Source organism: Rhizobium sp. KNZ14-9A (genome assembly GCF_056755015.1).
This window is the reverse complement of record NZ_JBPGXB010000004.1, coordinates 2,284,782-2,306,509: the sequence shown is the minus strand read 5'-3', so window position 1 is coordinate 2,306,509 and position 21,728 is coordinate 2,284,782. Positions and strand designations below refer to the sequence as shown.

Genomic DNA, 21,728 nt, shown 5'->3' with positions numbered 1-21,728 from the left:
AATCAATGAGAAAAATTCATCATTTGTGAGAGTTGATCTCTCGTTGAACATCACACTCAGAACAGCGCGAGCGCCTCGAACATCTGCTAGGACGGCATTGCGTCTTATCCTGTTATTTGTCGGAACCTGCTCCAGCCATCAGCCAATCGATAACGTTACCGACTGTCGCGCTCAGTCTTTTCGTGGAGGGCGTGAAGATCCAGTACCCCAAGCCCGGACGCACGAGATGCGGAAAAGGTGCGACAAGCGCGCCAGACCTTAACTCGCGCTGCACCAGAATGCTGCTTTCCAGCACGATGCCTAAGCCACCCGCAGCCGCCTGTATAGCTAGGTAGGACGGGTCCAGTTGGAGCCTGTTAACCGGATTCCTGTCGAGCTGAACGCCTTGCAGATTCAGCCATTCCTCCCAGGACATATGATTGTGAAATGTGCTGATCAGCGTTTGACTGAGAAGCGCTTGGGGGGATTCGAACGCATTTGGCTCCAATAGGTCGGGGGCGCAGAATGGCTGGAAGGTTTCTCTGAGCATTAAGGAGGCGCGATCTTTCCATATGTCGCCGCCATAGACTATCTGGATGTCTGCCGGCGCATCGACCAGCGGCTCCCAGGGCAACCTCTCGCCTTGGATAGATGATCCCTGTGCGTTCAGCCGGATATCGATCCCCGGCTGGAGAGACATCAGATCCGCCAGCCTCGGCAGGATCCAGGAATGAGCAAAGGACGGCGGCGCTTCGATCCTGACGACATCCAACACGCTTCCGTTCTGCCCGCGTGCCCTCATGTCGCTCGTCGCGGCGCGCAGCCAGCGGATACTGTGGCGCACCGACCGGGCGTATTCGGCGCCTTCTGGTGTCAGCGTGACACCACGCCCTACCCTGTCGAAGAGTTTTACGCCCAAAACTGCCTCCAGCAGACGGATCTGGTGGCTGACGGCGGAGGGCGTCAGGTTCAGTTCCTCCGCAGCAGCATGAAAACTTTCCGCCCGCGCCGCTGCTTCAAAAACAGAGATTCCGCGCAAAGGCAGCACCCGATCAGTCATGTATCCCCCGGCCACCGACAAACCTAATAAGCATAAAGGATGGTCGAAATGACACCGCACGACAAGGCATACTGGCGATAGCGCGTTGTTTCCTCAACGCCCGGATAAGGCGTTTATCTGTGAACTCAGCCGGTTGCGCCGGTCACGGCTTTCCACTGCGCCATTGCACGGATCCGATGAACGAGCGTGGCCAGGGCTGAGTGTTTCTGATGCGGTGCGACGAAGAGATTACGAACTGCTGAAAAGACCGAGGTGAAGCGTTGCAAACCACCGACAGAACGAAATCCCTGCATCATTTAGGCCCTTGTGCGATCGATGTTCGACCGCGGGCATCACGTCCCGTCTTGCCGCTCCGCATGAGCGCAGTTTGTCGGTGACGATGCGCTTGGGCGCCAGGCCCTGCTTCTTCAACAGTCTGACCAACAATCGTTTGGCAGCTTTGGTATCGCGGCGAGTTTGGACGATTTCGTCGAGAACGTAACCGTCCTGGTCAACCGCCCGCCAAAGCCAATGTTTTCGGCCGCCGATTGAAATCACCAGGCGAGTGGCGCGGGGGAGTTCCACCCCCACGCTCTCTTAGAACCGGACGTGATACTCTCGCATCATCCGGCTCCCATTGTTCGACCGTATCCATGAAGCAGAGGCCAATGGGCGAACAGCCGAGGTTGGCGTTGCGCGATGCGCAAAAGCCAATGCCGGGATCGCCGCTTGTGCCTACGCAAGGACTTGTACTTTCCCGATGCCCATCGAGCCAAGTATCGCTCGACACTCCAAAGCGTAGGTTGGAGAGCTGAAGGACAGAACCGACCATAGTAATTGATCCAGCCGCGGATGTACGAGTTGAACATCCGTGCCAGATCATCGAGAGCTTTGTCACTGCGAAGGTGCAAGGACCAACTACGGATCGTGCCCCGTATCGCCTTGAGCGCCGTCGGACTGGCCGCAGGACCGAATGAAACACCCATGCCCCCGGCCTTCTTACTCACAAGTCTCGGCCGGAAAGTGTAGCCGAGAAAGTCGAACTTGTAGACCGGATGAGTACCTCGCCGACTTTCATCCCTGCAGTAGACGATTTTAGTCTTGTCAGGATGAAGCGTCAGCCCACAGTCAGTAAAACGCGCGTCCAGAGCGTTCTGAAGCGCCATCGCCTGATCCTCGCTCCGACAATGACAGATCGCGTCGTCAGCATACCGTTCAAACGGAATGTCCGGGAAATTCCGACACATCCACATGTCAAACGCGTAGTGAAGAAACAAGTTTGCCAAGAGGGGGCTGATCACCCCGCCCTGTGGCGTTCCTCGTTCTCTGGCGACGAGATTTCCGTCCGGCATCTGCACTGGCGCTTTCAGCCATCGTTCAATGTATAAAAGCACCCACGGGCAATCGGTGTGCTTGCGCACAGCCCGCATCAGCAGGTCCGGTTCAATGCTATCAAAGAAAGCCTTGATATCGAGATCAAGAACCCAGTTGTAACGCCAGCATCGCTGCCGTGCCACGCTGATCGCATCGAGTGCCGATTTGCCGGGCCGATACCCATAGGAATCCGGATGGAATTCAGGCTCCACCGCCGGTTCCAGATGGCGTTTGACCACCATCTGCGCAACGCGATCGGCGACCGTAGGTATGCCCAGCGGGCGCGTCTTCCCATCGCTCTTGGGTATGTCGACCCGCCGCACCGGCGGCGGAAAGTAGCTGCCCGACGCCAGCCGATTCCAGAGCTTGTACAGGTTGTTCCTAAGATCAGCCTCGAAGTCCGCAATCGTCTGGCCATCTATACCAGCCGCTCCTTGGTTGGCTCTAACCCTCTTATATGCTTCCCACACCTCCCTTTTCGGGATCGTATACGGCTTTGCTCTATCCACGAGGATCCTCCCGTCGCCGGTTGTCCTCGCTCAAAAGCTGAACAACGCAACCCCTTCGCTCCAGCCCCATTACAGGACCTTCAGCACTACTACGGGCTGCTCCGCCCCTGTGCTCCGCTTCGGTAATCTCACCCTCGCAGGGACCGCCTGCTTGGGTTTCTCCCTTAACATCGGAGCGACAGGTTCCCGCGTTCCACACGAAAGCCTGGTTAAGAGTCACGCCGCCTTTATGCCGGATGTCGCCTGGGCAGAAATCAGGTCGCCCCCCAGACTCGTCCCGGGCTAACGAATTCCTCCCGGTTTCGACATCATCTTGCACTTTTCGACACGTCATCAGCGGTTCGCTTGCGCTCGTCTCTCTGAACCTTACCTGACGGACTAACATCCGCCTTTTCTGCAACGCTCACCACCACGGCTCTTTACCGTCGCAGCTTGCAGTGGTTTGAAACCTACCCCTGACGGTCGGCTTCGAGGGACCTGCCCTCATCTTTCGTGCAGCTCGGCTCCCACACTGCTGTGGGTGCCTCGCGGCACACCTTCGTCCAAATGCCAGATATCCCTTCGCGATGGCCGCTTCCTGCGCAACTGCTTGACGTAGGCCGTCCCGAATTTGCGAGCCCATCGCCGTATCGTTTCGTAAGATACGACAATACCGCGCTCCAACAGTATTTCCTCAACGAGGCGCAGGCTCAAAGGGAACCGGAAATACAGCCAGACGGCACGGGCGATGATCGACGGTGGAAAGCGGTGGTTCTTGTAGCAGATGGTCGGAGAGCTCATCTCAAACTCGTAATCCCCCAACCGTTTAGCTGCAGACAACGTGGCATCGCCGGCCAAACAACTCCCTAGCGATGATTTGCGGCAGTCTGGCGAAGATGATCTTTCATCATCGCGCGAAACTCCCGCAATGTGGCAAACCCGACGTGCCGCGCAAGTCTATGAACCGTCGTTTGGGAAACCTCGCAATGCCGCGCGATCGCGGCGGCACTTTCGAAAGCCATCATTTCCGGCCGCTCTATGATCTGCCTCGCGACGCGCTCGAGACTGTCGGGAAAGACGATATGGCGTTTTGCGATCAGCTGTTTCAATTCCTCTAGTGTGGCGGGAGGGCGATGGTCGCTATTGTGTACCATGGGCGTCACCTTCCAAGGAGCCGAAGTTCCGGTCGTTTGGCCGCGACGCAGATCGGCATTAGGAGGCGGCACGGCCTCCACCGGTGGTGATGCGGCAATGTGAGGACATGCCGCATCGTATTGTTGGTGGAATTATCAATCGACCTGAACGGGCCTGCCCGTCTGCCAGCTCACGGTGGCCGCCTCCGCCAGTTTCTGGGCTTGAAGCCCATCGAGGTCATTCCGAGCATCACGTCCGGGCCGGTCGTCCATGCGGCGGTTCTGGCGATCACCGAAAATTTTGCCGCCGGTTTTACCGGGCGGTAAAACTTTCCTCGCGGCTGGTATCGCCCCAGGGTGCCATGATCTCGGTGGCGCCGCAATTACGGCCCTCGCTGCGCATCACGCCGACCGGCACTGCAAAGGCATATGGATGGACGGTGCGCCTGGCGGCAACGGTCGGCGCGATTTCGCCAAGTGCTGCCTGGATTTCCGTCGAAAGATCTTCGTCCGCAATGATCTGCGTGAGGCCGCTGACGTCGATCCGCGGGTAGTGAAATGCCTCTTCCAAGCTCATGCCAAAATCGACCATGTAGCTGATGAGATTGGTGACGGCCGGCAGGATTTTTCGTCCGCCGGCAGCGCCGATCGCAAACATCCGGCCGCGGTGTTCGCCGATCGTCGGGCAGACATTCATCAGGCAGGCTTTTCCGGGCGCAAGCGAGTTCGGTTTGCCCGGTTCCGGGTCGAACCACATGATGCCGTTGTTCATCAGCATGCCGGTCGAAGGCGAGACAACGCGGCTGCCGAATTTCGACAGAAGCGTCTGGGTGACATTGACCATGTTGCCGGCCTTGTCGACGACACTAAAGGATGTCGTGCAGGGGGCCGCTTCCGCATCACAGCTCTCGTCGCCGGCATTTTCGAGCCGGTCCTGATAGGCCGCGCGCAAGGCACGGGCCATGGCGGCATAACTGCCGGAATCAGGGCTTTTGCCGGCCGCGAGCTCAGCCTCCATCAGCCGCAGCGTCGTCAGCAGTTCACTGCCTGCGCTGAGACCGGAAGGCGCATGGATCGTTGCATCCCTGTAGGAGACGGTGCGGGTCGGGCTGACACGGGCGCGGAAAGCTCTCAGGTCCTCATGCGACAGCGGATTGCCCTTGTCGCGCATGTCGGAGACGAGTGCCTCGGCCAGTTGACCTTCGTAGAAATCCCGCGGCCCGGCTTCCGCCAGACGTCGCAACGCGGCCGCCATGACGGACTGGTCGAGCCGGCTTTCCTTGGTATCGGTCCAGCCGGCAATGTTCGGCCATTGTCCGTCGATGAGGAAAAGCTTTGCCGCGTCCTTGTCCTTCGCCAGCTGACGCGTCACAGAAGCAATCATCAGCGAAGCATACCAGTCGACCAACATACCCTTTTCCGCCAAAGCCACGGCCGGCGCCAGAAGCTCCGCCCAGGGCCGCGTCGCATAACGCTGGTGGGCAAGCTCCATGCCGGCCACAAGGCCGGGGACGGCAATCGAATGAGGACCAAAAATATTCCGATCATCCCTGACGCGCGCCCAGGTGAAAAGGTCCGATACGCCGCCGCTTTCGACCAGCGGATAATCCGAAAGCTTGAGCCCGACCGGCGCGCGCATGCCGAACTCGATCGTTTCGGCTCGCTTTTCGCCAGCCCGCCAGAGCGTCATCATGCCGCCGCCCATCGGGCCGCTCATCCATGGCTCGACCACGCCGAGCGCGAAGGAGGTGGCGATCGCCGCATCCATCGCATCGCCACCCTCTGCCAAGATCTTTGCACCGACCTCGGCTGCGGTCCGATGGTGGGCGGCAACCAGTCCGTCGTTGGTCCAGACGACATCCTTGCTGACACGCTGCGTCTTTGAAAAATTGCTCATCGGGCGGTCCTCGGGATGCGGATGTCAGTCGTCGTTCGGCACGTAGGCGATGACTTCTATCTCCAGCCCGCAATCCATCGGCGTGCGGCCGGCCTGCATGCGGGCGCGGGCGGGTAACGTCTCGCGGCTGGAGAAATATTTGATATAAACCTTCTCGAATTCTTCGGCCTGGGTCTGGTCCTTCAGCCAGACATTGGTCTTCAGCAGGCAATCCATGTTGGAGCCGGCTGCCTCGACCAGTTTCTTGATATTCTCCATGATGATCTCGACCTGCCGCGGAAACGGTGTGTCGGGCATCGGCGGAACCTTAGTGCCGGCAATCCGGGCAGCGGCAACCTCGGCGCAAAATGCCGCGTCGAAGGGCGCCAGCCCCGAAAGATAGAGCATGTCGCCGTAACGGACGCAGAGATTGTAGGCCCCGCCGTTTTCCGGCACGTCGGCCTTGATGATCTGCTTGTGCATCGAATTGTCTCCCTGTTGATGTCAGCTTTAACTTGGCTTCCAGCGATGCAGCATGTGGACCATGCTGCGCGCCACGAAGGGGCCGAAGATCGAAACGGCGAATAGACGCAGCGTCTGCAGCGTCATGACGAAGGTCATGTCGGCTCCGGCATTGACGGCGATCAGCGCGATGGAATCGATGCTGCCCGGCACAGTCGCCAGAAGCGCGCTCATCAGGTCGACGCCGGCGATAACCGAAAGCACGGCACCCGAAGCACCGCAAAGCAACATCAGCAGGAATGCGGCACCGACAAGCGACGGCAGCGCACGGGCGCCGGCACGCAAGATATCCGGCGTCATCCGAAGGCCGATATGCGCACCGAAGGCGAGATAAGCGAGCGCCACCAGCCAGGCCGGCACGGCGAGATTGACGCCGGCAACCTGCAGCGCCCCGCCAAGCGTCAAGGGCACCAGCGATGCCGCTGATGGAATGAAGCGCAGATAACGGCCACTGAGCGCGCCGACGAATGCCAAGCCCAGCACGATCGATATCGAGGCGAGATCCGGCGCAGACCCGGCGGCCGGATGCGCAACCGCAGCGCCAACGATAAAGAGCGCCGCGACGACCATGGTTGTGATGACCACCATCAGCCGCACCGTCTGGATCAGCGCCACGAGACGGCTGTCGAGACCGTGCTCGTGCGCCATGGCAATCACGGTACCTGCCATTCCCGGCAGAAAACCCCAGATCGCTACCTCGCCATCTATCCCCGACGTGCGCGCCGACATCCAGCCGGCAAAGCAGGAGGCAAGGAAGGTCAGCGCTACGAAGACGGTGACAATAGGCCAGATCTCGCCCATCCGCACCAGCAGCGCGGAATCGAGATGGGCGGCGATCAGACATCCGGCAACACCCTGTGCCATGCGGTGCAGGACGCCGGGAATACGAACCTCGCAGCCGCCCCGCGCCATGACGATGCCAACGACCATGGGGCCGAGCATCAGCGCAGCGGGAAGCGACAGCAGCTGCAAGACCTGTCCGAGAACGAGGCCCGGCACCAGCAGAAGCAGCCACTGCAACGGCATGGCCAATGTGGAGACTTTCATCATGGCTTTTGCGGCCGCGCCTCGATGCCTGCAGCGCGCAGGCGATCTTCGACCGCTGTAGCCTGCCGCAGCAGGGCCGCATCCTGTCCGGGGCGGGCAACCAGCTGCAGGCCGACCGGCATGCCCGCCGGGCCGAAACCGGCCGGAATGGTGACACTCGGGCAGCCGAGCAGGGTCCAGCGGATATTGTAGGTTGCAGGCCCGGTCCGTTCGAGGCCGAGTGGCGCCTCACCCGGTGCGGACGGAGTGATAAGGAAGTCCGTATCGCCAAACAGGGCATCGAGATTGGCAAGGGCATGATCCCGCGCCGCAAGTCCGGCCTGCCAGCCTGCAAAGGTGCTCTTTGCCTGCCGCTCCATGAAAGCATGAGTGTCCGGTGTCAGCTTGTCCCAATGAAGGTCGCGGTCGGTTCTGAGCGCGATCGAAGCCTCCCAGCCGAATACATCGTCCTGCGCCGGGCCGAGCGCCTCGAACCAGGCCGGTACCATCTGTGTCGACACGGAACCAAGCACGGAGGCGGCCCGTTCGAGTGGCGAAAAATCGGCGACAGGATCGTGAGCCGGCAGGCAGAGACCCATTTTCGAAAGCGGCAGAGTGCCTTCAGGGGTGAGAATATCCGGAGCAAGCTCCGGACGCCGCATGCAGACCGAGACGAGCAGCGCGAGGTCGCGGATGTCGCGCGCGATCGGCCCGACGACATCGAGCGTCTGCGACAACGGCTTGACACCAAAGGTCTCGATCAGTTTCGGCGACGGTTTCATTGCCGCAACGCCGCAATAGGCGGCCGGGCGGATGGTGGAGCCTGAGGTCTGGGTGCCGAGGCCGAGCAGGATCAGCCCGACACCGAGCGCCGCCGCCGTGCCACTGGAAGAGCCGCCCGGCGTGCGCTTCGGATCGAACGGATTGACGGTGGCGCCGGGGGATGCGGTGGCAAATTCGGTCGAGACCGTCTTGCCCATAAAGACCGCGCCTGCCTGGCGGGCGAGATGGACGACCGGCGCATCCCGGCAGGGCTGCCAACCGGGATAGGCAGCCGAACCATATTCCGTCGGCATGTCGCGCGTCTCGATGACATCCTTGATGCCGAATGGGACGCCGGCAAGCGGCCCTTTTGGCGCCACGGCAGCGAGCGCACGGGTCTTTTCGGGCGCGTGATGGATGAAGGCGTGCAGCGACGGCTCGGCCGTGGCGATGCGATCGAGCCAAATTTCGGTGACGGCCTCGGCAGTGAGCGTGCCGGCGGCAACGGCCTTGCCGATCGCACGTGCGCTCATCGCGGTGATGTCGGCGGCGGATGGCTTTGACGAATTCATAGTCATGATGTCACCTCGGGATGTCAGGCTGAAAGTTTCGGACGACGCATCGCCCAGGGGCTGGCGGCTTCAAGCTGGCCGGCCAGACTGAAAAGCAGAGCCTCGGCACCGAAAGCCGCCCCGAAATGCACACCGACAGGGATACCCGCTTCGGTCCAGTAGAGCGGCACGCTCATGGCCGGGCAGCCGGAGGCGTTGAAGACCGCCGTCAGCGGCGCGTGGTTCCAGAAGCGCTGGAAGAATTCCTTAACGCCGAGGCCCACGCCCGATAGATGGCCGAGCTTAGGAGCCACTTCCGCCGTCGTTGGCGAGAGATAGATGTCGTAGTCGGAGAAATAGCGGCCCATCGCCCGACTCGACTGATGCAGCGTGTCGATTGCGCCGAGATAATCGGTGCCGGACAGTCCCTCGCCCATCTTCACCCATTCGGCATTGACGGGTTCAAGCAGTGCCAGCGGATCGGCGATGTTTTTTGCCTTGGCAAGGTTGCGGGTGCCGCGGGCAATATTGACGGCCGCAATGGTCAGCCAGGCCTGGCTCACCGCCTCGCGATCATAGTTCGGAGCGGCCAGCTCGACCTTGTGGCCAAGCTTTTCGCAGAGAGCGGTCGCCGCTTCGACAGCTGCCCGGCAATCGGCATCACCGGTGACTTCCATGCCGATCTTGAGCGAGCGCGGCGGGCGGGAGACGGTCTCGAGGAAACTGCCTTCCATCGGAGGAGGCCCCCAGGGGTCGCCGATATCGGCACCATGCGTGACATCGAGCATGGCGGCACTGTCGCGCACCGACCGGCTGATTGCATGCAGCGTTCCCATGCCGCCGACGGTTTCGACGATGGCGGGACCAAAGGGATTGCGCCCGCGCGAGGGCTTGAGGCCAAAGACGCCGCAATGGGCAGCCGGGACGCGGATCGAGCCTGCGCCATCCGAACATTGCGTCATCGGCATGATGCCGGCCGCGACCGCTGCGGCAGCGCCACCGGAAGAGCCGCCGGGCGTTCGCGTCAAATCCCAAGGGTTCCGGGCCGGCCCATAAAACGTGCCTTCGGTGGTAAAACTCAGCGCCAGTTCGGGCGTGTTGGTGCGGCCGAGAAAGGCAAAACCCGCCTTGCGCAGCCGTGTGCCCATCGTGCTGTCGGCCAGGCTGACGACACCCTGGTGCAGCCGCGTGCCCGAGGTGATCGGCATGTCCTTCAAAGGCACGCCGGTATCCTTCAGGAGAAGTGGCACGCCGGCAAAACACCCCTCGGTCGCGTAGGACGTTTCATCCGGAAAATGGTGCACGACCGCGTTCAGGCTCGGATTCAATGCCGCGATCCGGGCCTTCGCCTCCTTGACGAAGTGATCCGGCGCCACTTCGCCGCGTCTGACCAGATCCGCCATGGCGAGCGCGTCGAGACTGTCATAGTCCATTTTCAGTCCTTTCAGATCCTGTTTCCGCTGCTCCGACAGATGCCGCCGCATGCCAGAGAAGGGTCGATGTTCCGGCTGGCAGCCGGACTTCGGGACGCCGTCCTTTCAGGACGAGCATCCGTCGGCCCAGCCGCCGGCCGGCGGCTCCTCTTGCCTCAACCATAAAAATTCCATCCGGCGGCAGGATCTGCATCACATCAAATTGCCAACCGGTCCGGCCGGCTTCGATCGTCGTCTCGAAAGGGCGCCCGAGCAGGCGTTCCGCCTCATCCAACCGACCGCTCCTGATGAACTGGCGGACCTGGCTGGAGGAGATCCGAACGCCCTCCTCCCTCCGATCCCGGCATTCGCCGACAACATGGGTCGCGAAACCGCACATCCGGCCCATCGCCTGCAGCAGCGGCACGTCTCCCGCGCGGAACTGGCCAAAGCGGAAATCGGCGCCGGTCACGACAGCCGAAATGCTAAGCCGCGCGACGAGATGGTCGAGCACGAAACTTTCTGCCGGCTGGCCTGCAAATTGCGCGTCGAAGACGGGCGCATAGATGAGGTCGATACCCGCCTCGGCCAGAAGCCGCCTCTGCACCGCATTGCCCGAAATCAGGAACCCCTGCTCTCCCCGGAAATGATGTCGGGGATGCGGGTCGAATTGCAGGATCGCCAGAGGGCTTCCGGTTTTCCTCGACCGCCGCGAGGCAAGCGCGAGCAGCGCCTGATGGCCGAGATGCAGACCGTCGAAATTGCCGAGCAGCAGGACAGAACCACGCAATTCGTCCGGCAGGGCACCGGCGCCGTCATGGACGACCGGAGCCTGCACAACGAAGCGGTCCTGCTCCATGGCAACCATGTCAGCCGAGTGTCGCATACCAGTCGATCACCTCTGACACGGGAATGCAGTCGGCATATTTCTTGTGCATGTCGTAGAGATTGGCGAAATGCGGGCTCTCATGTAGGTCGGCCACGCATTCGATCGGCACGATCGTTCGGTAGCCGCGCGACAGGCTGTCGACAACCGTCGCCCGCACGCAGCCGGAGGTCGAGCCGCCGGTGACGATGACCGTATCGGTCTTGTGGTATGTGGCGAGAGAAGCGATATGTGTCTCGAAAAAGGCGGACGGCATCTTCTTGTTGAGAATGACGTCACCCTTCACCACGTCGAGGCGCGGATCGAGCGCCGCGCGCGGCGATCCTTCCTTGATGTTCTGCAGGCTGTCCGGCGCATTGGTGCGGGAACCGAACACACCGCAATCGTCGCCGGATTCCGAAAAGGCGACATAGGTCCAGATGACCGGCAGGCCGAGCCGGCGGGTCTCCGACGCCAGCTTGTTGATGTATTCGGTCTGCTTCGGATCCGTCTCATAGCCTGTCTTGTAGATGTCCGGCTGCGTATAGGCGCATTGCAGGTCGACATTGATCAGCATCGGGCGGGTGCCGAAGCCGTAACGCGGGCGTGTAGGGTTCTTGCTCAGATGTTCGAACATCTGGCGGGCAGTCATATCGGACAGTTCCATATCGACTCCTGCGGGCTGCACCGCAATCGTGGTGGCGAGGTGTTGAGGTTCAGGCCCCGCCTTTTGTCGGAGAAGCGTCGGCTCAGCCCTTGCTCATCCAGTCGAGCCAGCGAAGGCGGACCTGATCGGCATTCGCCACCCACCAGGCCTGATCGATCTGCACGTTGCGGGCCGAATTTTCCGGGTAGCCGGGAAGCTGCTGCTTCATCTCGGCCGGGATGTCGCCGTAAATCGAGGTATTCGCCAGGCTGAACGGCATCTTCGTCGCAAAGCCGAGCGAACCCTTCGCCATCAGCGCATAGGCGATCAGCTTCTGCGCATTGGCGCCGCCGGGAGCGGACTTCGGGATAACCCAGTAATCCTGTTCGACGATGCTCTGGTTGAAGGTGAAATCGACCTTGCCGGACCTCTTCTTCTCATCGAGCGTGCGCGACAGGCTCGACCCCATCAGGTCGACCTCGCCATTCTGCATCAGGACGCCCCACTGGGAGGTTTTTCGACCCAGAGATTGATCTTCGGCCGCAACTCGTCGAGCGACTTGAAGGCGTCGTTGATATTGATCGGGTAGATCTTTTCCGGCGGAACACCGGCCGCCATCAGGGCGATCTCGAAGGAAGGCCGGGGCTGGGCATACAGCGCGCGCCGTCCCTTGAAGCGGGTCGTATCGGCCCATTCCTTCCAGTCCTTCGGACCGTCCTTGCCGAACAGCGTCGTATTCCAGGCAATCACGGTCGAAAAACCGACCGAACCGACGCCATATTCCTTGATGACCTTCGGGTCGATCTGCTCCTTCGGGACGATCTTGAAGATCAGGTCGTAATCGATCTTCTGCAGAAGGCCCTTCTTCATCGCCAGTTCCATCTGGGTGCCTTCGGCATCCAGAAGGTCCCATTCGACATTGCCGACATTTTCCATGACTTCGAGCTTGGCGATGTCAGGCACGGAAGCAGTCGAGACGTTGACGCCGCTCACCTCGGCAAACGGCTTGAACCAGACTTCCTTCATGGCGTCGGTCGAGGCGCCGCCCCAGGTGCAGACGACAACATCGCCTGAGCCCTTCAGCAGCGACATGTCCTGTGCAAGCGCAGGCTTGATGCCGGTTGCAAGCGCGACGCCTGCGGCTCCCATTCCAGCGAGAAAGCTGCGGCGGTCGACCTCGATGCCGGCATTTTCCGACGGGCCGGCGGGATTGGATGCGTCATTCTCTTTCATCATGGCACGATCTCCAGGAGGGATGGACGAGATAAGATTCGGCACGCCTTGACCCTGGCCGCCGCGACATTCGCGCCGGCAAAGGCAAAATTGCTGCTCAGAGAATGGAGCGCCGGTTCAGCGGCTGCTCAGCCAGCTCAGCCAACGGGTCTGGACTTCGGCATCATGCTCCAGCCACCACTGGGCGTTGATCGTCAGGCTATTGGCCGAGTGTTCCGGCGTGCCGGGCATTTTTGCGAGAAGCTCTTTCGGCAGGCCATCGTAAGCCGTCTTGTTGGCGACGCTGTAATAGGGAAACAGCTTGAGCGACGCCCGCTCGCCCTCTGCCTGCGCCATCCAGGCCACCAGCTTCTGGGCGTCCTTGACATTCGGTGCGCCCTTCGGGATCGTCCAGAAAGACTGTTCCATGATGCTTTGGTTGAAGTTGATCGCGAGCGGCTCGCCCTTGTTGATCTGGGTGACCGTGCGTCCCAAGCTCGACCCCATCAGGTCGACTTCCTTGTTCTGGATAAGCACGTCCCATTGTGAGGTCTTTTCCACCCAGAGATCGACGCTCGGACCAAATTTCTCGAGAGCCTTGAAGGCACGGTCGATATCGATCGGATAGATGTCCTTCGGCGCCACGCCATCAGCCATCAGCATGATTTCGAGCGTCGGCTTCGGACGGGCATAAAGCGCGCGGCGGCCGGGGAAAGCCTTCTTGTCGAAGAATTCCGTCCAGTTGGCAGGGCCTTTCTTGCCGACCGTCTCGGTGTTCCAGGCCATGATCGTGCCGAACGCGATCGAACCGATGCCGTATTTCGTCATCTGCGCCGGATCGAGCTGATCCTTCGGCACGAGCTTGTACATCAGGTCGTAATCGATCGGTTCCAGCAGGTCGTCCTTCATGGCCTGCAGCATCTGTGCGCCTTCGAAATCGACCACGTCCCATTCGACATTGCCGACCTGGCTCATGATCTTCAGCTTGGCGACGTCGGGAATGGAGGTGAAGGTGACATCGATGCCAGTCGCCTTGGGAAAATCGCCATACCAGGCAGCATGCATTTTCTCGACCGTCGGACCGCCCCAGTTGTTGACCACGAGCTTGCCGGTTCCCTTAAATTCGGCGGGTGCTTCCGCAGCATGGAGGCCGATCGGCAATGACATCGCCAGTGCCACGAGGGCGGATAATCCAAATCTAGATTTCATCGGTCTCTCCTGTTGGAAACATTGGCCCGTTGGACGTGCTTGGGAGGCGTTCTGGGCGGTTGGGTGAATTCGGTTTTCTGCCTGCTTGGTCGAGACGGCCTTTCGGCCGTCAGTGGGTCATGACGTGTGCCGTTTCTGGAGCCCAGAACAGTCGGCGGACAGCGCCCTGTTGGGGAATGTCGATCGTGCCATCCAGCGGCCGCGTCACGACGAGCGTGCCGTAGGTCGTCGCGAATTGCATATGCAGAAGGCTGCCAAGGAAACGTGCATTGGTGAGCGTGCCTTCGATCGCCCATTCGGGCGCCGATTGGTTCTGGCCGGCGAGGCGCACCGTCTCAGGCCGGACACAGAGGATCGCCTCGCGTGACTGGGCGTCTGCCAACGGAAAGGCCCGGTCGCCAGAGGCAAGGCTGTTGCCATCGGCCGTGCCGTGGAAGAGGTTGGATTCGCCAAAGAAGTTGGCGACGAAGCTGTTCTGCGGCTTCAGATAGAGATCGCGCGGCGTGGCGACCTGCTGGACGCGGCCTTCGTTGATGACGGCGACGCGATCGGACATGTTGAGCGCCTCTTCCTGGTCATGGGTGACGAAGATCACCGTCTGGCCGAGGCTCTGCTGCAGGCTTCGGATTTCGCGCTGCATTTCGACGCGCAGGTTCCGGTCGAGCGCCGAAAGCGGCTCGTCCATCAGAAGCGCACGCGGACCGAAGGAGATGGAGCGGGCAAGCGCGATACGCTGCTGCTGGCCGCCGGAAAGCAGGGCGATGCGGCGTTCGGCAAAGTCCTGCATATGGACCCGTTCCAGCGCCCATTTCACCTTGGCCTGCTGCTCGGCCTTTGAGACGCCGCGGGCTCGGAGCGGATAGGCGACGTTCTGCGCCACGGTCATATGCGGGAACAGCGCATAGGACTGGAAGACGACGCCGATATCGCGCTGATGCGGTGGCACACGGGAAATGTCGCGCTTGCCGAGCATGAGGCGGCCGGCATCGGGCGAAATGAAGCCGGCAACCAGCATCAGGAGCGTGGTCTTGCCCGAACCCGAAGGGCCGAGAATGGTCAGGAACTCGCCGGGCTTGACCGAAAAGTTCGCCTCTTCCACGACGACCTTGTCGCCATAGAACTTGCTCATGTGCTGGAAATCGATGCCGTAGCCATGCTGTTCGCCGGCTTTGGCGGGACCTGTCTCTGCGGAGGGGAGTATGGCGGGCGTGCCGACGGGCGGAACAGACTTGAGTGCGACGTTCATGGGCAAAGATCCATTGGCAGGGAGGTCAACGGCGGGCGCGTTTTTTGTATTCGCGGCAATGGCGGCGAGCGCTTTGGCACGGCTGGCAAGAACACCGGTCCGGGCGGCTTTCCAGATGTTCCAGCCCGCGAAGGCCACAAGCACGAGGAACAGCTGGACGGAGGCGATCGAGGTAATGGTCTTGTCGAGGCCGTTCTGGCTCAGACCATCCCAGACCTTGCGCGGCAGGGTTTCGAAACGCGGGCTCGCGAGAAACTGCGCTAGCACCACTTCGTCGAAAGAAAAGACGAAGGAGAAGATCGCGGCGGCAATGATGGCCGGCACGAGCAGCGGCAGGATCACCTCGAAAAGCGTGCGGATCTGGGTCGCACCGAGCGAGGCGGACGCCCGCTCATAGGCCGGGTCGAGGCTCGCGAGGCGCGACATGACAGGCATGACGACGAAGGGCAGAACGACGATGGCATGGGCGATCGCCAGCGCCCACATCGAACCGAGCAGACCGTTGCGGGCAAAGACGATGTAGAGGCCGACCGAAATCACCATCAGCGGCACGATCATCGGCGCGATGAAGAACATTTTCAGGAATTTCGACAGCGCCTTGTTCTCGATGCGCGACATGCCGATCGCCGCGGCCGTGCCGGTGACCGTCGCCAGCAGGGTGGCGACACCGGCCACCTGCAATGACAACAGTGCGTCGCGGCCCCAGCGGGGATCGTCGATCAGGTTATAATACCATTCGAGCGAAAGTTCCTTCGGCGGGAAAACGATGGCGCTGCCTGCGCCAAAGCTGATCGGCACGATCATGATCACCGGCAGGATGATGATGACGAGCATCACCCAGCCATAAGCCTTCAAAGCACGGGCGGCATTGCCCTGGACGAGAAGTTCCATCACTTGCCTCCCTTGTCATAGATGCGGTCGATGCCGGCGATGCGGTCGTAGAGGAACAGCAGGCCGAGGCAGAAGACGAGCAGGACCATGGATGTGGCTGCCGCGAGCTGCAGATTGCCGAGCTGCTGGATATGGTCGCGGATCGCCATGACGATGGTCGGCGCGCGGCCGCCACCGAGAATGGCCGGCGTGATGAAGAAACCGAAGGCAAGCGTGAAGACCAGCATCGAGCCGGCGACGAGGCCGGGAAGGCTGAGCGGCACGTAGATATCGCGGAAGACTTTGGCCGGGCTCGCGCCGAGGCTGAGTCCTGCCCGGACATAGGCCGGATCGATCGCCTTCATGGCCGGGATCAGGGTCAGGACCATGAAGGGCAGAAGGATGTGGACCATGCCGATATAGGCGCCGAGCTTGTTGTAGACGAGTTCCAGCGGGCTATCGATGATGCCGATGCCGACCAGGAAATTGTTGATGATGCCGCGCCGCTGCAGGATGATGATCCAGGCGAAGGTTCTGGCCAGAAAGCTCAGCCACAGCGTGATGAACAACACGACGCCCATCCAGGCGGCAAAACGCGAGCTGACATTGACCATCAGATAGGCGAGCGGATAGGCGAGCAGCGCGCAGAGCACGGTGGTGATGAAGGCCAGCTGCAGCGTGAACATCAACAGCTTCACATAGACCGGCTGCATCAGGTCGATATAGCCTTGAACCGAAAAACCCGTCTTGCTGCCGCCGCCAAAGCTCATCCAGAGTAGGACGAGCAGCGGCATGACAAAAACCCCGATCATGGCGACGGTCGGCAGCGCCATCAGCGAAACCGTCAGGCCACGCTGCTGTCTCTGCCAGGCCGTCAGCGTCACGCTCGGCGGACCCGGCATGAGCCTTTTGCTCTTTTCTGCAGTTTCTGATGCGTCGATCGGGGTCATCGCCTCTCCTGTATTCTCCGCCGGTCCGGCATGGGATTTCAGGCCCAGATTTCAGACAAGAAACGGCCCCCGGCAGGGGGCCGGCACGGTTCAGACGGCCATTTCGGGAATGGCGATGCGGCCCTTGTCGACGATGGTGACATTGTCGAGCGACAGCGAGGTTTTCCTGAGCGGGATATCCATGTGACACATCGTGTCGTTCTTGCCGCCAAGCTCGGTATTCGGGCCGGTCGAGAACAGGACATTGCCGTAATAGCTCAGCGAGTTGACGCTGATTTCCTGGGTGCGGGTGCGGGTGATCGCGCGATGGAACCAGGTCGCCGTGTTGAGCAGGCCCCAGCCGATATGGCTGATCGCGTAGGCGCGCGGATCCCGGAAGCTCTCCATGTAATCGCGCAGCAGCGGCGCATCCATGCCGTCGCCTTCGATATCGGTGACGAAACCGTCCTTGATGGTGAGCTTGACCGGGCTCTCGATCATCCGCTGGAAAGCGGTGATGGTATCGCCCGGCATGATCATCACGGTGCCGTTGACCTTGCCGTCGGTGGCCTGGCTCAGCACCTGGCCTGTGCCCATATGGTCCCAGCGGCCGGGTGTGTCGGTGTAACCATACTGGGTCATGACCCGGTAGCCGCCCATTTCATAGGTGACATCGGTGCCAACATCGGACCAGATGCGCAGCGTCTTTGCCGTTTCCAGAAGCTTTTCGCCGTGTTCGATGCGCCGGCGCAGATCGGTATTCGGGAAATTCTGGGCAAGCACGTCATAAGGTTCGCGGACGAACAGCATGCGGGCGCCGGCTTCGCAGATCTCGTCCTGTTCGGGCGAAAACAGCGTGCCCATCACATCGACGATCAGATCAGCCTTCTTGAGTGCCTCGATCACCGGCCGGTTGCCGGCAATCGCGGTCTTGCCCGTCGTCTGCCGGGCCGAGCGCTTTTCACGCAAAGGCACGGTGATCTGGAAGGGCGTAGCACCCAGATCGCGCGCCGCCAGCATGAAGGCCTGGGCGTAATCGGCGCGAATATCGTCCTCGCAGAGGATGATCACCGTCTCTTCCGGCTTCATCGCGCAGAGTTTGAGCTGTTCGGTGAACAATTTCACCATTTCATGTTGCGTAGGCATGGTGTGAAAATCCCTTAGTCGAGCTCGGCAATCTTCTTCAGATCCGCGACCATGGCGGAGGTATCGAATTCGGAGACGAGACGCTCGCGCATGCGGGGCGCCGGGCTGGCATTGACGTTTTCGAACAGTGCCACGCGGCCGGCGAGCGACGAGCAGGTCAGATCCCAGATGAAGTTCATCAGCTTCTCCTTCTGCATACCGGTCACACCCTTCCCCGGCAGAAGCTCTGCAAGATCCGGGCCAATGTCGGGATTTTCGAAGGCGGCCTTGCCGAAACGCATGACGAGACCCTGGCCGCACATTTCCTGCAGGACATGGATGATGTGCGGATAGTTGCGGATGGCGTAGAGGCGGCCGGTCGTGATCATCATCACATCCGGGCACATCACGCCGCTCTCGTTGATCTCGGCATTGGCCTCGGCAGCGAGGATGAAGGCTTCGAGTGTGCGGTTATACTCGATGATCTCGGCGAGCATGGCGCGGACGCCCTGGATCTGGCCGGTGCCGAGCACTTCCGTCACCATTTTCGCGCAGGCGACAAAAACTTCCGACTTCACCTTGAGGCGGGTCAGCACGTGGTAATGGGCAAACAGCGTCGCCTTGCCGGAAATTGCCGAGACGTGTTCGTTGCCGAGGTTGAAGATACGGTCCTTCGGAACGAAGACATCCTTGAAGATGACGAGCTGGTCGGCTTCCTCGCCCTTGTAACCGAGCGGATGGTCGAACGGATCGGCACCCGGATTGGACAACATCTCGCGGCTGACGAGCTTGATGCCTTCGGAATTGATCGGCACCGCGCCCCAGATCGCGGCTTCCGCCGGTGTGCCGGGATAGGCAAGGTTGGAGAAGAAGATCTCATTGGTCTGTGCCGCGATCGAGCCGACCGACTTGGCGCCGGAAATATAGACGCCGTCCTTTTCAACGCGCTTGACGCGCAGCAGCGAGGCGGCCTGGGCAAGCGGCGAGGAACGGTCGTTCTGCGGGCCGGTCAGGCTTTCGGCGCAGGTGATCGAGTTCATCCGGCCGGACTCGACGTAACGCTGGACGTTTTCGACGAAATCCGGCTGGCATTCCGGAAAGGCCGACTTGAAATCCTTGAACAGATGCAGATGCGCCAGGATGCCGACGGCAAGTGTCGGGCCGAGATCCGGCGGACGGCCGAAGGTGCCGACCGTCTTGCGGGATGTGTATTCCATCATCATCCGCCGGCCGATCATTTCTTCCTTCGTCTCCGGCACCTGCCAGGAACGACCGGTGACGAGGCCCGACTTCTTGTCGAGGACCGTCGTCGCCTCGACATATTCCTCGGTGAACTGATCGTCGAACATCGACGCCATCAGCTCGACACCGGCGGCCAGTGCCGGCTCGTCCATCACCTTCGCGATCTTGGTGCCGTTTACCCAGAGCTGGCGGCCGTCATCGAGCGAAGCCTTGAATTCCTCGCCGGTCTTCAGCGCGTGTTTGGGAATGATTGTCGTCATCGTGTTCATAATTGACTTCCGTCTTCTTCCGGATCCGGCTGCAAGGGTATGCGGGCCAGATGGGCGCACAGGTTTCCTGCCGAGCCGGTTGTCCGGATCGGGCAAAAGCGTCGGGCTGTATTCGCAGCATTCGCGCTGGATCTATTTCCAGGGATGAATTTGGTCACACTTGGTTGCTGCAATCGAGCAGCGCAACCAAGTGCGCAACCGTCACATAACCTTCATCGAAGGCTAGACTTTGGTTGAGCGGCTGGCAAGCGAAACTTTTCGGTTTTTTTGCAGATTTTCGCTGTTGCAGCATGAAATTCAATAATCAAAGTCAGCATAAAGTGTTGTTTTAAAATGATTTTATAAAACGAATTTTTCATGAAAAATTTTTGAGCAACCAGAAAGTTGATTATTTTATAGGCGAAACCACCATAAACCAGTTCACAACCAGGATCTCAACCAACATGCGGTCTGGACATTTGGTTGCTTCAACCATATACATTGGACGGCATAACAAACCAGAACGGCCGCCAATGCAGCGGCCGAACAACAGGCACAGTTTTCGAGTGGAAGCTGGAGACGATATCCGGGGCATTCCAACCGAAAAACTGGAGGAGCACCATGAACGCAGGCATCGATGTGAAGAACCCGCCCAGTTCCATAGAGGAAGTTACCCGAGCCATTCTAGGCCTTGCCGACGGCGGCGAGTTTCCGCCCGAACGGCAGCTTGCAGAACAGATCGGCGTCAGCCGCCATCTGCTGCGCAAGGCGCTTTCCAGCCTGCGCGGCGAAAACAAGATCCCGGAAGGCCGGCCCCGCGCCGTGCAGTCGTCCAATGGCAAGTCCCGCAATGCAAAGCAGGCGATCGCCACCCGCGCCAATATCGCGAGCCGGACAAGCCCGGCGGAATTGTGGGAAGTCCGTCTGCTGCTGGAACCAGAGATCGCCCGGCTGGCGGCAATCCGCGGCACGCCGACCGAGATCGACGATATCGTCGCCGCCCATGCGCTGGCCGAACCGACGGTTTTCGATCGCGGCAAGGACAACCTGTTCCACCGCGCGATCGCGGTTGCCAGCCACAACATCCTGGCGGCCTATCTGCTCGAACAGGTGATGGACCTCACCTGGGAGGAGACGATCCGCACCCGCCTGCCCGCCTATACGAACGAGACCGGCTGGCGGCATCATGAGATCATCGTCGATGCCATCCGCGGCCGTCGCGCGGCTGAAGCGGAACAGGCGACGCGCGAGCATCTGGTCGCCATCCTGAAATGGCTGAACGGTGGCGACGCGGCGGCGCCGACGGCAAAATAAGCAGGCGCAAGCCTTCTTCACCCATCCCGAAACAAGCGTCAAAAGGCAGGTGCATGATGATACAGGACACGATCAAGATCGCCGAGAGGATGGATGCACCTCCCATCGACGCCCAGATTTTCAGGGCGGCGATGAAAAAGGTCGCAACGCCGGTGACGATCATTACCACCGGCAATGGCGATGTACGTCACGGCATGACGGCCTCTGCCGTCTGCTCACTCAGCGACCAGCCGCCGATGATCCTGGCATGCGTCAACCGCAACAGCGCCATCCTGCCGCATCTGCGTGCTAATGGCTGCTTCTCGGCAAATTTCCTTGCCGAAGGCCAGGCGGAACTCGCCCAGTGCTTTGCAGGAATGACGAAGATCTACGGCTCCGACCGCTTCAATCACGGTGCATGGACCACGCTTGCGACCCGCGCTCCGGTCCTCGTCGATGCGCTCAGCGTCTTCGATTGCCGGCTGGAATGCGAATACGACTCTCCCACCCATGCTGTTCTGGTCGGCCGGGTGGAAGCGATCATGAAGGAAGGTTCCACGCGAGCACTGATTTATGCGGGAGGCCAATTCGGCTTTCCGGCCTCATTTTGAATCGAAAAGCTGAAACTTAAAAGCCCATAGCTGATGCACGCGACGGCCTCGTCCCAGTGCCATCGCATCA

The 21,728-nt window shown here is 60.7% G+C and carries 20 protein-coding genes and 2 pseudogenes; 3 read left to right on the top strand and 19 right to left on the bottom strand.

Annotated elements, in window-relative coordinates:
- Positions 1–112: 112 nt before the first annotated feature.
- From ACR9ZQ_RS41015 to ACR9ZQ_RS40995, 5 genes and pseudogenes are all read right to left on the bottom strand, one after another.
- The gene (locus tag ACR9ZQ_RS41015) at positions 113–1,039 is read right to left on the bottom strand and encodes a LysR substrate-binding domain-containing protein (protein ID WP_481430846.1); all 927 of its coding nucleotides are present in this window, start codon (positions 1,037–1,039) and stop codon (positions 113–115) included.
- Between the two features lie 125 nt (positions 1,040–1,164).
- Positions 1,165–1,579, bottom strand: a pseudogene (locus ACR9ZQ_RS41010) (IS6 family transposase); the annotation flags it as partial.
- 62 nt (positions 1,580–1,641) lie between these two features.
- A complete protein-coding gene (gene ltrA / locus ACR9ZQ_RS41005; protein ID WP_047468282.1) occupies positions 1,642–2,901 on the bottom strand; it encodes a group II intron reverse transcriptase/maturase in 1,260 nt (419 codons plus the stop codon).
- Between the two features lie 531 nt (positions 2,902–3,432).
- Positions 3,433–3,728 (bottom strand): annotated as a pseudogene (locus tag ACR9ZQ_RS41000) (IS6 family transposase); the annotation flags it as partial.
- An 18-nt stretch (positions 3,729–3,746) separates the two neighbouring features.
- Positions 3,747–4,034, bottom strand: a complete 288-nt coding sequence (locus ACR9ZQ_RS40995) for a MurR/RpiR family transcriptional regulator (RefSeq protein ID WP_481430845.1) — start codon at positions 4,032–4,034, stop codon at positions 3,747–3,749.
- 123 nt (positions 4,035–4,157) lie between these two features.
- Between ACR9ZQ_RS40995 and ACR9ZQ_RS40990 the strand changes: the two genes are divergently transcribed.
- On the top strand, positions 4,158–4,340 hold the full coding sequence (locus tag ACR9ZQ_RS40990) for a hypothetical protein (RefSeq protein WP_481431028.1): 183 nt from the start codon (positions 4,158–4,160) through the stop codon (positions 4,338–4,340).
- Here the strand turns inward: ACR9ZQ_RS40990 and ACR9ZQ_RS40985 are convergent.
- The 14 genes from ACR9ZQ_RS40985 to ACR9ZQ_RS40920 form a co-directional block, all read right to left on the bottom strand.
- Positions 4,327–5,910, bottom strand: a complete 1,584-nt coding sequence (locus ACR9ZQ_RS40985; protein WP_481430844.1) for a gamma-glutamyltransferase — start codon at positions 5,908–5,910, stop codon at positions 4,327–4,329. The two genes, ACR9ZQ_RS40990 and ACR9ZQ_RS40985, sit on opposite strands and share 14 nt — an antisense overlap.
- 24 nt (positions 5,911–5,934) lie before the next feature.
- Positions 5,935–6,372 carry a RidA family protein gene (locus ACR9ZQ_RS40980; protein ID WP_481430843.1) on the bottom strand — a complete coding sequence of 146 codons (438 nt, stop codon included), beginning with the start codon at positions 6,370–6,372 and terminating at the stop codon, positions 5,935–5,937.
- 27 nt (positions 6,373–6,399) lie between these two features.
- Complete coding sequence (locus ACR9ZQ_RS40975) at positions 6,400–7,461, bottom strand: AbrB family transcriptional regulator (RefSeq protein ID WP_481430842.1); 1,062 nt, start codon at positions 7,459–7,461, stop codon at positions 6,400–6,402.
- Positions 7,458–8,777 (bottom strand): amidase, encoded by a 1,320-nt coding sequence (locus ACR9ZQ_RS40970; RefSeq protein WP_481430841.1) that lies wholly within the window; start codon positions 8,775–8,777, stop codon positions 7,458–7,460. The genes ACR9ZQ_RS40975 and ACR9ZQ_RS40970 overlap by 4 nt, the downstream gene beginning before the upstream one ends.
- Before the next feature lie 17 nt (positions 8,778–8,794).
- The gene (locus ACR9ZQ_RS40965; protein WP_481430840.1) at positions 8,795–10,183 is read right to left on the bottom strand and encodes an amidase; all 1,389 of its coding nucleotides are present in this window, start codon (positions 10,181–10,183) and stop codon (positions 8,795–8,797) included.
- Positions 10,173–11,048 (bottom strand): hypothetical protein, encoded by an 876-nt coding sequence (locus ACR9ZQ_RS40960; RefSeq protein ID WP_481430839.1) that lies wholly within the window; start codon positions 11,046–11,048, stop codon positions 10,173–10,175. Before ACR9ZQ_RS40960 ends, ACR9ZQ_RS40965 begins: the two co-directional genes overlap by 11 nt.
- The gene (locus tag ACR9ZQ_RS40955; RefSeq protein ID WP_481430838.1) at positions 11,032–11,694 is read right to left on the bottom strand and encodes an isochorismatase family protein; all 663 of its coding nucleotides are present in this window, start codon (positions 11,692–11,694) and stop codon (positions 11,032–11,034) included. Before ACR9ZQ_RS40955 ends, ACR9ZQ_RS40960 begins: the two co-directional genes overlap by 17 nt.
- Before the next feature lie 82 nt (positions 11,695–11,776).
- On the bottom strand, positions 11,777–12,166 hold the full coding sequence (locus ACR9ZQ_RS40950) for a hypothetical protein (RefSeq protein WP_481430837.1): 390 nt from the start codon (positions 12,164–12,166) through the stop codon (positions 11,777–11,779).
- Positions 12,166–12,909, bottom strand: coding sequence for an extracellular solute-binding protein (locus tag ACR9ZQ_RS40945; protein ID WP_481430836.1), 744 nt, complete (start codon positions 12,907–12,909; stop codon positions 12,166–12,168). The genes ACR9ZQ_RS40950 and ACR9ZQ_RS40945 overlap by 1 nt, the downstream gene beginning before the upstream one ends.
- Before the next feature lie 114 nt (positions 12,910–13,023).
- Positions 13,024–14,094 carry an ABC transporter substrate-binding protein gene (locus ACR9ZQ_RS40940; RefSeq protein ID WP_481430835.1) on the bottom strand — a complete coding sequence of 357 codons (1,071 nt, stop codon included), beginning with the start codon at positions 14,092–14,094 and terminating at the stop codon, positions 13,024–13,026.
- A 109-nt stretch (positions 14,095–14,203) separates the two neighbouring features.
- On the bottom strand, positions 14,204–16,231 hold the full coding sequence (locus tag ACR9ZQ_RS40935) for an ATP-binding cassette domain-containing protein (protein ID WP_481430834.1): 2,028 nt from the start codon (positions 16,229–16,231) through the stop codon (positions 14,204–14,206).
- A complete protein-coding gene (locus ACR9ZQ_RS40930; RefSeq protein WP_481430833.1) occupies positions 16,231–17,160 on the bottom strand; it encodes an ABC transporter permease in 930 nt (309 codons plus the stop codon). The genes ACR9ZQ_RS40935 and ACR9ZQ_RS40930 overlap by 1 nt, the downstream gene beginning before the upstream one ends.
- A 90-nt stretch (positions 17,161–17,250) precedes the next feature.
- Positions 17,251–18,285 carry a 2,5-dihydroxypyridine 5,6-dioxygenase NicX family protein gene (locus ACR9ZQ_RS40925; protein ID WP_481430832.1) on the bottom strand — a complete coding sequence of 345 codons (1,035 nt, stop codon included), beginning with the start codon at positions 18,283–18,285 and terminating at the stop codon, positions 17,251–17,253.
- A 14-nt stretch (positions 18,286–18,299) separates the two neighbouring features.
- The gene (locus tag ACR9ZQ_RS40920; RefSeq protein ID WP_481430831.1) at positions 18,300–19,775 is read right to left on the bottom strand and encodes a 4-hydroxyphenylacetate 3-hydroxylase N-terminal domain-containing protein; all 1,476 of its coding nucleotides are present in this window, start codon (positions 19,773–19,775) and stop codon (positions 18,300–18,302) included.
- A gap of 600 nt (positions 19,776–20,375) precedes the next feature.
- Here ACR9ZQ_RS40920 and ACR9ZQ_RS40915 point away from each other — a divergent pair.
- Both ACR9ZQ_RS40915 and ACR9ZQ_RS40910 read left to right on the top strand, forming a co-directional pair.
- Positions 20,376–21,068 (top strand): FadR/GntR family transcriptional regulator, encoded by a 693-nt coding sequence (locus ACR9ZQ_RS40915; protein WP_481430830.1) that lies wholly within the window; start codon positions 20,376–20,378, stop codon positions 21,066–21,068.
- Between the two features lie 53 nt (positions 21,069–21,121).
- Positions 21,122–21,658 carry a flavin reductase family protein gene (locus ACR9ZQ_RS40910; protein ID WP_481430829.1) on the top strand — a complete coding sequence of 179 codons (537 nt, stop codon included), beginning with the start codon at positions 21,122–21,124 and terminating at the stop codon, positions 21,656–21,658.
- The last annotated feature ends 70 nt before the right edge of the window (positions 21,659–21,728 follow it).